General features: G+C 65.3%; 14 protein-coding genes and 1 tRNA gene. 5 read left to right on the forward strand and 10 right to left on the reverse strand.

The window, feature by feature from the left end; translation table 11 throughout:
* Positions 1–6: 6 nt before the first annotated feature.
* Together glmS and glmU are read right to left on the reverse strand one after the other, a co-directional pair.
* Positions 7–1,833 (reverse strand): glutamine--fructose-6-phosphate transaminase (isomerizing), encoded by a 1,827-nt coding sequence (gene glmS, locus ACFSX5_RS18325; RefSeq protein WP_386835381.1) that lies wholly within the window; start codon positions 1,831–1,833, stop codon positions 7–9.
* A 1-nt stretch (position 1,834) separates the two neighbouring features.
* Positions 1,835–3,187: a bifunctional UDP-N-acetylglucosamine diphosphorylase/glucosamine-1-phosphate N-acetyltransferase GlmU gene (glmU, locus tag ACFSX5_RS18330; protein ID WP_386835382.1), complete on the reverse strand. Its 1,353-nt coding sequence runs from the start codon at positions 3,185–3,187 to the stop codon at positions 1,835–1,837.
* Between the two features lie 134 nt (positions 3,188–3,321).
* On the opposite strand from glmU, the gene ACFSX5_RS18335 reads away from it, so the two are divergent.
* The 4 genes from ACFSX5_RS18335 to ACFSX5_RS18350 all read left to right on the forward strand — a co-directional run bounded on the left by ACFSX5_RS18335 (position 3,322) and on the right by ACFSX5_RS18350 (position 5,120).
* Complete coding sequence (locus ACFSX5_RS18335) at positions 3,322–4,104, forward strand: SPOR domain-containing protein (protein WP_386835384.1); 783 nt, start codon at positions 3,322–3,324, stop codon at positions 4,102–4,104.
* Between the two features lie 76 nt (positions 4,105–4,180).
* Positions 4,181–4,255 (forward strand) — tRNA-Lys (locus ACFSX5_RS18340).
* A 117-nt stretch (positions 4,256–4,372) separates the two neighbouring features.
* A complete protein-coding gene (locus ACFSX5_RS18345; protein ID WP_386835385.1) occupies positions 4,373–4,531 on the forward strand; it encodes a hypothetical protein in 159 nt (52 codons plus the stop codon).
* A 61-nt stretch (positions 4,532–4,592) separates the two neighbouring features.
* Entirely contained in the window at positions 4,593–5,120 is a 528-nt protein-coding gene (locus tag ACFSX5_RS18350; protein WP_386835387.1) for a hypothetical protein, read from the forward strand.
* On the opposite strand, the gene map is transcribed toward ACFSX5_RS18350, so the two are convergent.
* Genes map through queA form a run of 4 tightly spaced genes read right to left on the reverse strand, consistent with a single transcriptional unit; the run spans position 5,117 to position 9,782 of the window.
* Complete coding sequence (gene map, locus ACFSX5_RS18355) at positions 5,117–5,875, reverse strand: type I methionyl aminopeptidase (protein WP_386835388.1); 759 nt, start codon at positions 5,873–5,875, stop codon at positions 5,117–5,119. The two genes, ACFSX5_RS18350 and map, sit on opposite strands and share 4 nt — an antisense overlap.
* Entirely contained in the window at positions 5,872–7,521 is a 1,650-nt protein-coding gene (pgi, locus tag ACFSX5_RS18360; RefSeq protein ID WP_386835389.1) for a glucose-6-phosphate isomerase, read from the reverse strand. Before pgi ends, map begins: the two co-directional genes overlap by 4 nt.
* Before the next feature lie 13 nt (positions 7,522–7,534).
* The gene (gene tgt, locus ACFSX5_RS18365; RefSeq protein ID WP_386835391.1) at positions 7,535–8,662 is read right to left on the reverse strand and encodes a tRNA guanosine(34) transglycosylase Tgt; all 1,128 of its coding nucleotides are present in this window, start codon (positions 8,660–8,662) and stop codon (positions 7,535–7,537) included.
* Positions 8,663–8,714: 52 nt separating this feature from the next.
* Positions 8,715–9,782, reverse strand: coding sequence for a tRNA preQ1(34) S-adenosylmethionine ribosyltransferase-isomerase QueA (gene queA, locus ACFSX5_RS18370; protein WP_386835392.1), 1,068 nt, complete (start codon positions 9,780–9,782; stop codon positions 8,715–8,717).
* A gap of 107 nt (positions 9,783–9,889) precedes the next feature.
* On the opposite strand from queA, the gene uvsE reads away from it, so the two are divergent.
* The gene (uvsE, locus tag ACFSX5_RS18375) at positions 9,890–10,921 is read left to right on the forward strand and encodes a UV DNA damage repair endonuclease UvsE (RefSeq protein WP_386835394.1); all 1,032 of its coding nucleotides are present in this window, start codon (positions 9,890–9,892) and stop codon (positions 10,919–10,921) included.
* 148 nt (positions 10,922–11,069) lie between these two features.
* On the opposite strand, the gene ACFSX5_RS18380 is transcribed toward uvsE, so the two are convergent.
* The 4 genes from ACFSX5_RS18380 to ACFSX5_RS18395 form a co-directional block, all read right to left on the reverse strand.
* Complete coding sequence (locus ACFSX5_RS18380) at positions 11,070–11,582, reverse strand: peptidylprolyl isomerase (protein WP_386835396.1); 513 nt, start codon at positions 11,580–11,582, stop codon at positions 11,070–11,072.
* Between the two features lie 86 nt (positions 11,583–11,668).
* Positions 11,669–12,262: a peptidylprolyl isomerase gene (locus tag ACFSX5_RS18385; RefSeq protein ID WP_386835398.1), complete on the reverse strand. Its 594-nt coding sequence runs from the start codon at positions 12,260–12,262 to the stop codon at positions 11,669–11,671.
* Positions 12,259–12,756 (reverse strand): pantetheine-phosphate adenylyltransferase, encoded by a 498-nt coding sequence (gene coaD, locus ACFSX5_RS18390; protein WP_386835399.1) that lies wholly within the window; start codon positions 12,754–12,756, stop codon positions 12,259–12,261. The genes ACFSX5_RS18385 and coaD overlap by 4 nt, the downstream gene beginning before the upstream one ends.
* Positions 12,757–12,818: 62 nt before the next feature.
* Positions 12,819–13,205, reverse strand: coding sequence for a tautomerase family protein (locus ACFSX5_RS18395; RefSeq protein WP_386835400.1), 387 nt, complete (start codon positions 13,203–13,205; stop codon positions 12,819–12,821).
* Positions 13,206–13,246: the final 41 nt, after the last annotated feature.

The raw sequence follows: 13,246 nt of genomic DNA on the forward strand, positions 1-13,246 counted from the left end.
GCCCCCCTACTCCACCGTCACCGATTTCGCGAGGTTGCGCGGCTGGTCGACGTCCGTGCCCATGAACACGGCGGTGTGGTAGGCGAGGAGCTGCACCGGGATGGTGGCGAGGATCGGGGCCACGAAGCTCGACACCTCCGGGATCAGGATAATGTCGGCGACATCCTGGCCGACGGTTTCGGCGCCCTTCTTGTCCGTGATCAGGATGATGTTGCCGCCGCGGGCTGCCACCTCCTGCATGTTGCTGAGGGTCTTGTCGACCAGCTCGTCCGACGGGGCGACGACGATCACCGGCATGTCCTCGTCGACGAGGGCGATGGGACCGTGCTTCAGTTCACCTGCAGCATAACCTTCGGCGTGGATGTAGCTGATTTCCTTGAGTTTCAGCGCGCCTTCGAGGGCGATCGGATACATCGGGCCGCGGCCAAGGTAGAGCACGTCCTTGGCCTTGGACAGGCGCTTGGCGATGTCCATGATCTGCGCTTCGGTGCCGAGCGCCTGCGAGACGGCAGTCGGCAGGCGCACCAGCTCGCGGACCAGTTCGGTTTCCTGTTCTTCCGACAGGGCGCCGCGGGCGCGGCCGGCGGCGATGGCGAGGCTGGCGAGCGCCGTCAGTTGCGCCGTCAGCGCCTTGGTGGAGGCGACGCCGATTTCCGGCCCGCACAGGATCGGGAAAACCACCCCCGACTCGCGGGCGATGGTGGATTCGAGCGTGTTGACGAGGCTCGCGACATGCTGGCCCTGCCCCGCGCAGTAGCGCAGGGCCGCCAGCGTGTCGGCGGTCTCGCCGGACTGCGAGATGAACAGCGACAGCCCACCGGGCGCCAGCGGCGGTTCGCGGTAGCGGAACTCGGAGGCGACGTCGATATCGACGGGTAGCCGCGCGTAGCGCTCGAACCAGTATTTGGCGACGGCGCCGGCATAGTAGGCCGTGCCGCAGGCGCTCATGGTGAGGCGGGTCAGCTCGGCGAAGCTGAACGGCAGCGCCTCGCGAATGGCGACGCGCTCGGCGCCCATATCCACATAGTGGCTGAGCGTGTGCGAGATGGTCTCGGGCTGCTCGTAGATTTCCTTGGCCATGAAGTGGCGGTGGTTGCCCTTGTCGACCAGCAGCGCCGACGCCTGCGAGACCTGCTGCTCGCGCTGGACGATGGCGTCACGCCCGTCGCGGATGGTGACGCCATCTCGGGTAATCACGGCCCAGTCGCCGTCCTCGAGATAGGTCAGCCGCGACGTGAACGGCGCCAGCGCCATGGCGTCGGAGCCGAGATACATCTCGGTCGTGCCGTAGCCGATGGCGAGTGGCGCGCCGTGCCGGGCCGCAATCAGCAGACCGTCGTGATCGCGGAACAGGAAGGCCAGAGCAAACGCGCCCTTGAGCTGCTTCAGGGTGCGGGCGACGGCCAGCTCGGGGTCGGCGCCACGGGCGAGTTCGCGCGTCACCCACAGGGCGACGGATTCGGTGTCGGTCTGGGTCTGCGGCTGGTAGCCGTCCCTGGCGAGATCGGCGAGCAGGTCGCGGAAATTCTCGATGATGCCGTTGTGGACGATGGCAACGCGGTCGGTGGCGTGCGGATGGGCATTGCGCTCGGTGGGGGCGCCATGGGTCGCCCAGCGGGTGTGGCCAATTCCGATCCGGCCTTCGAGCGGCTCGAAGGCGAGCTTCTGCGCCAGATTGCCGAGCTTGCCCTCGGCCCGCCGCCGGCTGATGCTGCCATCCTCGAGGGTGGCGACACCGGCGCTGTCATAGCCGCGATATTCAAGCCGCTTCAGCGCATCCACCAGGCGACCCGCCACCGGCTCGGAGCCGACGATACCGATAATGCCGCACATCCTACTTCCCCTTCGCCGCTTTCTTGGCGAGTGCCTTCTCGCGCAGTTTCGGCGCATAGCCTGGCTTGTTTTCCTGGCGGGCACGACCGAATGCCACCGCATCGGCCGGCACGTCGTCGGTAATGACGCTGCCGGACGCCGTATAGGCGCCGTCGCCGATCGTTATCGGTGCCACCAGCGAGGCGTTGGAGCCGATGAAGACGTTGCTGCCGATCACCGTCTTGTCCTTGTTCACGCCGTCATAATTGCAGGTAATGGTGCCGGCCCCGATATTGGTCTTCTCGCCGATCTCCGCATCGCCCAGATAGCTGAGGTGGCCCGCCTTTGTGCCGGCCCCAATCTTCGACTTCTTGACCTCGACGAAATTGCCGAGATGGACGTTGGGCCCAAGCTCGGCCCCACCCCGAATGCGGGCGAATGGGCCGATGCTGGCGCCCTCCCCGATCACCACATCCTCGATGTCGCAGAAGGCGCGGATTTCGACATTGTCGGCGATCTTTACGCCGGGGCCGAAGACCACGTTGGGAAAGATGGTGACATCCCGGCCGATTTCGGTGTCCCACGAGAACCAGACGCTGTCCGGATCGCGCAGGGTCACACCGGCCTTCATGAAGTCTTCGCGGCGCGTCTGCTGGAACAACGCCTCCGCCCGCGCGAGCTGGCTGCGATCGTTGACGCCCATGACGTCATTCTCGGGAGCGACCCCGTACCCCACCTTTTTACCGGCGGCATTCGCGAGGCTGACCAGATCGGTCAGGTAATACTCACCTTGGGCGTTGTCATTACCGACCTCGTCGATCAGGTCACGGAACACCTCGGCACGGAACGCCAAGATGCAGGCATTGCACAGGCCGATCCGGCGCTCTGCCTCCGTTGCATCCTTGTGTTCACGGATGGCCAGGAGCCGATCACCATCTGTGATGAATCGACCATAGCCTGTGGGGTCGCGCGGCTCAAATCCGAGAATTGCAACGTCGAGCCCGGCATCCAGCCGGTCCAGAACCGCGCGGAAATTGACTCCACGCAGCAGCGGGTGGTCGCCATATACGACTGCGACATAGCCTGTGGCACCGGCGAACAGCTCCCGCGCCATAGAGGCGGCATGTGCCGTACCTTTTGCTTCGGTCTGCTCGAAATGCACCACATCGGGATGAAGCGCGCTTACTGCATCACGAATTTGCTGGTGCCGCGGGCCGGTAACCAGGCCGATCGTCGTCGAACCAGCGTCCCTCGCGGCTCGGACCACATGACCAACGATGGGCATGCCCCCAACGGGGTGCAGCACCTTTGGTGTTGCCGATTTCATGCGCGTGCCCTCGCCCGCCGCAAGAATAATCGACAACAGTTCGGTCATGGATGGCCTCCGGGCGTGCGCAACAGCGCTCGCATATACACAAATTTATGGCAGCACATAGTTGGCGAAGCACTAACCGAGGCCCCATTGTCTCGACGGAGAGGCTTGATTCGAGCCGCGTTGAGAGCAGCATCTTGGCTAAGGCATCCGAGCAGTTCCGGCAATCGGACGTGACGCTGTGGGGAATAGTTGCGCTCGTCATGGGCGCGGTGGCCGTGCTCGGCGCCAATGTTTCCGCTCTACTGCCGCAGGACACACTCGCATCGCTGCACAAATCGCGCCTTCAAGGGCCGACGTTGGAGCAATTACGGGGGCAGGTCGCCGAACTCCGAGAGCAGACGGTGGTTCTCAAGCGCGAGAACAGTGTGCTCGCCGCCCGCTTTGCCCTCAACGAACAGCAGGGCAGCGACGTGTTGCGCCGCGTCGGAGCGCTCGAAGTCAGCATGCCGAAGCTGCTCGAGGCGGTGCCGGACAGCGTCCTCATCGATCGCAGCAACGTCACCGCGGGAATCGGCCAGGAGCCCGCCACCGTGTATCCAGCGGAAGGCGGCACGGTGGTGGTGCGCCAGCGGCCGATGCCCCAGGCGTCTGTGCCTCAAAACGCGCAGCCCCTCCCAGCGTTGCCGGCCGAGGTTGCAGCGCTGCCCCCGCCCAATGACCGTCCTCACGGCGTGGCCATCGGTCCTTCGGTGACCGCCGAAGAGGCCGCGGCAACCTGGCAGGACCTGACGCTGAAGCTTGGACCAGTCCTGTTCGGTCTTTCTCCCGCTTTGGCCGGCGAAGGCGAGCGCCAGCGCATCGTGGTTGGCCCCATCGCCGAGCTCGCGGAGGCTTCGGCGCTCTGCCAGCGGCTGGAGCGCGTGGCGATCGCCTGCACACCGCAGCCGTATGACGGCGTGCCACTCGCAGTGGAGTGAACCGGCGCTATAGCGGTTGACTCGACCGGCGTTGGAGAAGATATGTTCCGCCGCGACGCCAAGGCGTCCGACACAGGCGCCGGTAGCTCAGTGGTAGAGCATTCGACTTTTAATCGAATGGTCGCGGGTTCGACCCCCGCCCGGCGTACCACTCACTCTGCGACACTTGGTTCCGCCCGGAAAACGCAAGGCTGCTGCCCGGCCGCGCTTGCTTGACGGCATGGCCGGCAATCGCCGATAGGCAGCGTTTCCCACTTGCCCCAGTTCCATGCCGCAGACCTGTAACGACCCCGATCCCTATGCCGAGCTCGATAACCGGGCTGATGCCGGCGAACTCTCCGAAGAGTTCCGCAAGCCCGTGCGCGTGCGCCGCAGCATCGGCCTGGGCCAGCGGCCGCGCACGAGCGTCCGGGGCGGCCTGCGCTAGGAGAATCGCTGCGCCGCGACCATAAGGGCTGCAGGATAGCGGCGAACGGGGGCGTGGGCCTGTGTCACAGGATACGATCGACCTGCTGAAGGTTTTGGTGGCGACGGCGCTGGTGTTCGCCGGCGGCACGCTGGTCATGCTCTACGTGATTTTCCTCTTGGCGCAGTACGGCGCCAACCTGCCGATGATCGGCGCCCTGCCCCTGCAGGCGCCGCCGGAACTGGTGCCGGTGCTGGTCGACAGTCGCGTGTTTCCGACGCTTGCCGCCGTCCATGTCACCGCCAGTGGCATCGCGCTGCTGCTGGCGAGCCACACCATCGACAGTGCGCTGCTGATCGCGGCCAAGGCGGTGGCAGTGGTGATCACCGCGCTGATCGGCTTTGCCGGTGGGCACATGATCTACCTGCAGCTCAACGAAAGCACCCCGGTTGCGCTGAACGCGCTGGCGCCGGCACTGATCGCCCTTGCCGGGTTCTTCGTGCTCTCCACCTGGCTCAGCGTCGGTAATCTGCGCCAGCTCGGCAATCTGCGCTTCGTAGTCGGCGTCGCGGCGATCCTGCTCGGACCGACCCTGCTGGTCTGGCTCTAGGCCGCCGCCAGCGTCACCACGACCGCACCGCGCGGCGTTGCCACCACTGTGTGCTCATACTGCACGCAAGGCGCCGGGGGACGGCTCACCAGTGTCCACTCGTCGTCTTCCGACTTCTGGTCGGCCATGCGGCCGCCCATCGACAGGAATGGCTCGATGGTGAAGACGAGGCCGTTGCCCATGCGCCGACGCTCGGACCGATCCGGCCAGGTCGGGATCTCGCCCGGCTCGTCATGGAGGCTATCGCCGACACCGTGGCTGGCGAGATTGCGGATCAGGGTGTAACCGCCCTTCTTGGCGACCTTGCCGATGGCGTCGCCGATATCGGCGAAGGGCGCCCCAGCCTTCACCGCACGAATGCCGGCCCACATCGCTTTCTTGCCGTCGCGGCAAAGCGCTTCGAGCCGGCCGTCGCCGCCTCCGAGCACGAAGGAAGCGCCGGTATCGGCAAAGACCCCGTCCTTCTCCGCAGACACATCGATATTGACGAGATCGCCGGCCTCGAGCACCCGATCACCGGGGATGCCGTGGGCGATCTCCTCGTTCACCGAGATGCAGGTGTGTCCGGGGAAGTCATAGGTGAGGATCGGCGCCGAGCGCGCGCCATGCTGCTCGAGCAGCACGCGTCCGAGGTCGTCCAGCTCCGCCGTCGTCATGCCCGGGCGCATGGCTTCGGACATGGCATCGCGCACGATGGCGCAGATGCGGCCGATCGCCTTGAGCTTTTCGAGCTGTTCCTCGGTGGTGATGGTCACGCGACCGGTCCCTTGTTGGCGAGATAATAACCGACCAGACCCTGGGTAGAGCTGTCGTGCCCTTCGGCACTGGCCTCACCCTGGACCTTTGGCAGCAGCGCCTTGGCGAGCTGCTTGCCGAGCTCTACGCCCCACTGATCATAGGAGTTCACGTTCCAGATCACGCCCTGCACGAACACCTTGTGCTCGTAGAGCGCCACCAGCGAGCCCAACGTCTCAGGGGTGAGCTGCGGATAGAACAGCGTGTTGGACGGCCGGTTGCCGGGGAACACCTTGTGCGGCGCCAGTTCCTTGATCGCGTCCTTGCCGAGGCCCTGCGCCTTCAGTTCCTCGACCACTTCGGCCTTGGTCTTGCCCAGCATCAGCGCCTCGGATTGGGCGAGGACGTTGGCGACCAGCTTGTCGTGGTGCGGCGGCAGGTTTTCGTGCGGGCGCGCGGCGATCAGGAAATCGCAGGGGATGACGTCGGTGCCCTGGTGGATCAACTGGTAGAAGGCGTGCTGGCCGTTGGTGCCCGGCTCGCCCCAGACGATCGGGCCGGTGGACCACTCGACCTTCTTGCCGCCAAGCGTCACCGACTTGCCGTTCGACTCCATGTCCTGCTGCTGCAGGTACGCCGGGAAGCGGCTGAGGCGCTGGTCGTAGGGCAAAACGGCATGGGTCGAGAACCCCCAGGCGTTGCGGTACCACACGCCGAGCAGCGCCATGATCACCGGCAGGTTGTTCTCGAGCGGGGTCTCGAGGAAATGACGGTCCATGGCGTCGGCGCCACGCAGGAAGGCGGCGAAATTGTCGTAGCCGACGGCCAGCGCCACCGGCAGGCCGATGGCCGACCACACCGAATAGCGTCCGCCAACCCAATCCCAGAAGCCGAAAATGCGGTCTTCGCGGATGCCGAACTGGGCGCAGGCGGCGATATTGGTCGAGACTGCCGCGAAATGGCTCGGCACCGCCTCCTCACCGACTGCATCCGCCAGCCACTTCCGCGCCGAGTGGGCGTTGGTCATGGTCTCGTCGGTGGTGAAGGTCTTGGAGGCGACGATGAACAGCGTGCGCTTGGGATCGAGGCGCTTGAGGATGTCGTGGATGTGGGCGCCGTCGACGTTGGACACGTAGTGCGCGCGCAGATCGGGTCGGGTGTAGGGCTCGAGCGCCAGCGTCACCATGACGGGGCCGAGATCCGAGCCGCCGATGCCGATATTGACGATGTCGGTGAAGGTCTCGCCCGTGTGTGTGCGGATGGAGCCGTCGCGGACGCCATTGGAATAGGCCTCGATGGCAGCGAGCACGCCGCGCACGTCGGGCATCACGTCCTTACCGTCGACGGTGACGGGCTTGTCGCCCTGGTAGCGCAGGGCCATGTGCATCACCGCGCGATCCTCGGTGATGTTGATGTGCTCGCCCTCGCACATCTGCGTCCGCCGCTCCTCGACGCCAGCGGCACGCGCCAGCTCGAACAGCGCTTCCATGACGTCTTCGTCGATGCGGTTCTTCGAATAGTCGAGCAGGATCCCGGCGCCGGTGGCGGAGAAGCGCTGGAAGCGGTTCGGGTCGAGCGCGAACATTTCGCGCATGGTGATGTCGCTGATCCGCTTGCGGTGCTTGGTCAGCGGGTTGAGCACCTCGTCGCGCGAGCCCTTGGCCATGACGTCTTCCCTCTTACAGCGCAGGCAGGTCACCGGTGGCCCATGCCGCCCGCGTCTCTGCCGCAAAATCGTTGATCCGGCCTGCCTCGATGGCGACGCGCGCCCCGGCCGTCAGCTCCTGATAATAGCTGAGGTTGATCTGCGAAAGCACCATGGCCGCCAATATCTCCTCGCTCTTGACGAGATGATGAAGATAGGCGCGGCTCCAGCGGCGGCAGTTGGGGTTTGGCGACTCCGCGTCGAGCGGGCGATGGTCGTCCTTGTGCCGGGCGTTCTTGAGGTTGATGACGCCAAAGCGGGTATAGGCATGCCCGTGCCGCCCGGCGCGGGTGGGGTGTACGCAGTCGAACATGTCGATGCCGCGCTCGATGCCCCCGAGGATGTCGTCGGGCTTGCCAACGCCCATCAGGTAGCGGGGGCGATCCTGCGGCAGCTCCGGAGTGATGTCGGAGAGCACGCGGAACATCACCTCCTGCGGCTCGCCAACGGCAAGGCCACCCACGGCATAGCCGTCGAAGCCGATGGACTTGAGTCCCGCTGCCGACCGTGCCCGCAGCTCCGGATCGTCGCCACCCTGGACGATGCCGAACAGCGCGCGGTTCGGCTGGTTGTTGAACGCTGTCTTGGAGCGATCCGCCCAGCGCAGCGACAGCTCCATCGCGCGCTCCATCTCCTTGCGCTCCGCCGGCAGGGCGATGCACTCGTCGAGCTGCATGATGATGTCACTGTCGAGCAGCGTCTGGATCTCGATCGAGCGCTCCGGCGTCAGCTCATAGGCCGTACCGTCGATGTGCGACTTGAAGGTGACGCCCTTCTCGGTGAGCTTGCGGAGCTTGGCGAGCGACATCACCTGGAAGCCGCCGCTGTCGGTGAGGATCGGGCGCTCCCAGTTCATGAAGGTATGGAGACCGCCCAGCGAGGCGACCCGCTCGGCACCGGGCCGCAGCATCAGGTGGTAGGTGTTGCCGAGCAGGATATCTGCACCGGTTTCCCGCACCTGCTCGGGATACATCGCCTTGACCGTGCCGGCGGTGCCGACGGGCATGAAAGCCGGCGTGTTGATCTCGCCACGCGGCGTGTCGATGCGTCCACGACGCGCCATGCCGTCGGTGGCGGAAAGGGTGAAGGCGACTTGTTTCATGGCCGGGGTTGTAGTGGGTCGGCTGCCGGCAGCGCAAGGGCTGCCGTCGCCCCTAGTCCTGCTCCGCCCGCGTCAGCAGCGAGGAGTCGCCATACGAATAGAACCGGTAACCCTCGCGTATCGCATGCGCGTAGGCGTTCTTCATGACCTCCAGCCCGGAAAAGGCGCTGACCAGCATGAACAGCGTCGACTTGGGCAGGTGGAAGTTCGTCATCAGCAGGTCGACGGTGCGGAAGCGAAAGCCCGGGGTGATGAAGATGTCGGTGTCCCCGACGAAGGGCTGGAGCGTACCAGTGGCGCGGGAGGCGGTTTCGAGCAGCCGCAGGCTGGTGGTGCCCACGGCAACAACGCGCCCGCCGGCACCGCGGCGGGCGTTGATCCGGTCCACTGTCGCCCGGTCGATCTCGCCCCATTCCGAGTGCATGACGTGGTCTTCGGTGTCGTCGACCTTCATCGGCAGGAATGTCCCTGCCCCGACATGCAGCGTCACCCGCTCGATGGCGACGTCCATGTCCCTGAGGTCCTGCAGCAGCCGCTCGGTGAAGTGCAGGCCTGCGGTCGGGGCGGCGACGGCGCCATCCTCGGCGGCATAGACGGTCTGGTAGTCGGTCTTGTCGCGCTCTTCGGTGCCGCGCTTGGCGCCGATATAGGGCGGCAGCGGCATGGCACCATGAGCTTTGATGGCCTCATCGAGCTTGGCACCGCCGAGTTCGAATTCGAGTGTGACCTCGCCAGTCTCGCCCTTGCCGGCGACACGCGCCTTGAGCGGTTCGCCGTGGGTGCCACCGAGTTCCAGTTCGTCCAGAACGTGCAGCTTCTTGGCCGGACGGGCGAAAGCACGCCAGGTATGGGCGTCCACCCGCTTGTGGAGGTTGAACGACACACCGGCGCGGATGTCGCCGCGGACGCGGGTGCCGCTCAGTTCCGCCGGCAGCACGCGGGTATCGTTGACCACCAGCACGTCACCGGGACGCAGCAGTGTCTTGAGATCAGGGATATGCCGGTCGGAGAGGCCATTGACCGGATCGACCACCAGCAGACGTGCGGAATCACGCGGCTCGGCCGGGTGGAGGGCGATCAGGCTCTCGGGGAGCTCGAAGTCGAATTCGGAAACACGCATGGCGGCTGGTTAGCACTTCCCCTGCCCGGCAGGAACTGGCTCCTGCGGTACCCGGCCATGCGGGAACGCCCAAGGCGCGGCGGCATTCCTGCCCGACGGAGACAATCATGGACAACTCGCCGCTTCGGCTCGGGGTGCCGGTCAAGATCCTCGGCAATCCCGACCTCAAGAGCAACGACGCCCGCCGCGCCACCAGCAAGCCGCACCTCAAGGTGTCGCTCGGCTATCTCGAAGCTATCTTCGACTACCTGGCCGCGCATCGCATCACCATGTACCGCATGTCCTCGGACCTGGCACCCTACGCCACCCACCCGGACATGCCGGAATTCCACGGCATGGTGCAGGAGAGCGCCGCGGAACTTGCATCCATCGGCGTGCGCGCGCGGGAGCAGGGCTTGCGGCTCTCCTTCCACCCCAGCCAATTCATCGTCCTCAACAGCCCCGATCCGGTGCTGGTGAAAAAGAGCATCTGGGACCTGACCTCGCAGTCCGAGATGCTCGACCTGATGGGGCTGGGTCCGGAAGCTGTCGTGGTCACCCATGTGGGCGGAGTCTACGACGATCGCGACGCCGCGCGCCGGCGCTGGGTCGAGACCTGGGCAACGCTGCCGGAGCCCGTGCGGCGCCGGCTGGTGTTGGAACATGACGATCTGCGCTTCTCGGCGGCCGACGTGTTGTGGATTCACCAGCACACCGGCGTGCGGCTGATCTTCGATCACCAGCATTTCTGGTGCTTCAATCCCGAGCAGGCCGAACTGCGCCCCACCCTTCAGGCGATCCTCGCCACCTGGCCGGACGATGTTCGGCCCAAGATGCACTTCTCCTCGCCGCGAACCGAACTCCGCCAGCTGGTGCGCAAGGATCGCAAGACCGGCAAGGCGGTGACCGTGAATGCCGCCCCGGTCTGGACCGGCCACGCCGACTTCGTGCAGCCCTTCGAGTTCATCGGCTTCATGCGTCAGGCGGAAGGTCTGGTTTTCGATGTGATGCTGGAAGCCAAGGTCAAGGACCTAGCGCTGATCAAGCTGAGGCCCGATCTCGTGCGCTATGCCCCCGACATCGCGGCGCGCTTCGGACTCGGGGTGGCGGCGCAGGCACAACTCGAGGCCGAGGAAGCCGGGTTGCTGGCGGCAGAGTAGAGCGCTGCATTGCGCTAGACCTCGTCCTGAGCCTGTCGAAGTAGGAGGTCGCGGCCACCGCGTTACCGACCTCGTGGTTCGACAAGCTCACCATGAGGTCTGCGCGACAGACAAGAAAAAAGGCCGGCGTCACCGCCGGCCTTTGAACCTACTCGGCGATGTCCGCCGCGACCTTCACCGACACCATCTTGTCAGGATTGACCACGGGCTCGCCGCGCTTGATCTGGTCGACATTCTCCATCCCTTCGATCACCTTACCCCAGACCGTGTACTGGCGGTCGAGGAAGCGCGCGTCTTCGAAGCAGATGAAGAACTGCGAGTTGGCGCTGTTCGGGTTCTGCGCGCGGGCCATCGAGGCAGTGCCGCGGACATGCGGCTCAGCGCTGAATTCCTGGGCAAGATCGGCGTACTTGGAACCGCCGGTGCCGGCGCGACCCGGGTTGAACTCCGGCAGGTTGGAATTGCCGAACTTCACGTCGCCCGTCTGGGCCATGAAGCCGTCGATCACGCGATGGAACACCACGCCATCATAGGCGCCTTCGCGCGCCAGCTTCTTGATGTGCGCGACATGGTTCGGCGCCAGGTCCGGGCGCATCTCGATGACGACGCGGCCCTTTGTGGTCTCGATGACGAGGGTGTTCTCGGGATCGGCATAGGCCATGGCTGAGGTCTTTCGCTTGAGGAAGATCGGGCGGATGTAAGGGGATCGGTGAGGCGGCGCAAGTCAACGCGCCGCCGTGCGGGAAGTCAGCGGTACTCTATCCGGGCCGACTGAATGGCGTCGGGATTTTCCACCGCGCCGTTATTGGCCTGCGAGCCCTTGGGCAGCGCGTCCACCGCTTCCATGCCCGAGAGCACCTTGCCGAACACGGTGTACTGGCCGTCAAGGAAGCTGGCGTCGGCGGTGGTGATGAAGAACTGGGAGTTGAAGCTGTTGGGGTTCTGCGAGCGAGCCGCGCCGAGCACACCGCGCTGGAAGCTCTCGCTGTTGAACTCGGCCTCGACGTCCGGCAGGTCGGAGCCACCGGTGCCCGCGCGCGCCAGGTTGAAGTCGGGCGATCCGCTCTTGCCGAAGGCCACGTCGCCAGTCTGCGCCATAAAGCCCTCGATCACGCGGTGGAACACCACGCCATCATAGGCCCCCTGCTCCGTCAGGGTTACGACGCGCTCGACATGCTGCGGCGCGATTTCCGGCAGCAGTTCGATGACGACCTCGCCTTGCGGCAGGGTCAGGATCAGATGCGGCTTACCCTCCTGGGCACTAGCCATGGTGGATGAAGCGGCAAGCGCGGCAGCGCCCACGACGAGGGTGTTGAACAGACGGCGGGTAATCACGGTCATTTTCCGGAGCTGAGAGCCTTGAGCACGATCGGTGGGACAAAGGCGGAGATGTCACCGCCCATTTCCGCGATCTGCCGCACCAATGTGGCCGAGATATGCCGGACCGGCGGGCTCGAGGGCAGAAACACCGTCTGCAGGTCCGGTGCCATCTGGGCGTTCATGCCCACCATCTGCATCTCGTAATTGTAGTCGGTGGTGTCCCTGAGGCCGCGGATGATCAGCTTGGCGCCATGCTCGCGCGCCGCCGCCACCATCAGACCGGAGAAATCGACGATGCGAAACTCGGTATCGGTGCGCTTGCCGATGGCCGGCAGCACCTGTCCCAGGATTGCGACCCGATCCTCGTGGCTGAACAACGGGTTCTTCTTGGTAGCGCTGATTCCCACCGCCACCACCAGCGTATCCACCAGCTTGCAGGCGCGCTCGATGACATCGAGATGGCCGTTGGTGAGCGGGTCGAACGACCCCGGATAAAAGCCGACGAGCCGCGTCATGCCTCACTCCCCATTATTCTTGCCGACGTTCTTGTCACGCCAATGGGGACGGCGCAACCCGGCTAGACGTCGACCTTGAACCCCAGCTCGATCTCGCTCCCCGGCAGCCCACGCAGCCCCCAGTTCTCGCGATCCACCTCTACCAGGATGATCTTGATGTCACGAGCCTCAAGCCCGAACGGCGCCAGTTCCTCCACCAGCGCGGCATAGAGCCGGCGCTTGGCCTCGATGCTGCGGCCGGTGAACAGCGTGATCTCGATCACCGTATAGCGCGGCCCCGCATGCGGCGGGGTGATGATCGCGTCTTCATCGAACTCGATCAACCGCACGCAACGATCATCCTCCGGAATGAGGATGCCGCGCACCAGCGCCCGCTGGACGGCCTCGACGAAGTCCCGGCGCCGCTCCCCGAGCCAGCTGCTTCGCGTTTCGATGCGTGTGGATGGCATGATGTCCCCCCGTCCCGACACAGCGACCAAGCCACCGCCTG

Source organism: Devosia albogilva (assembly GCF_042685625.1).
GTDB lineage: Bacteria > Pseudomonadota > Alphaproteobacteria > Rhizobiales > Devosiaceae > Devosia > Devosia albogilva.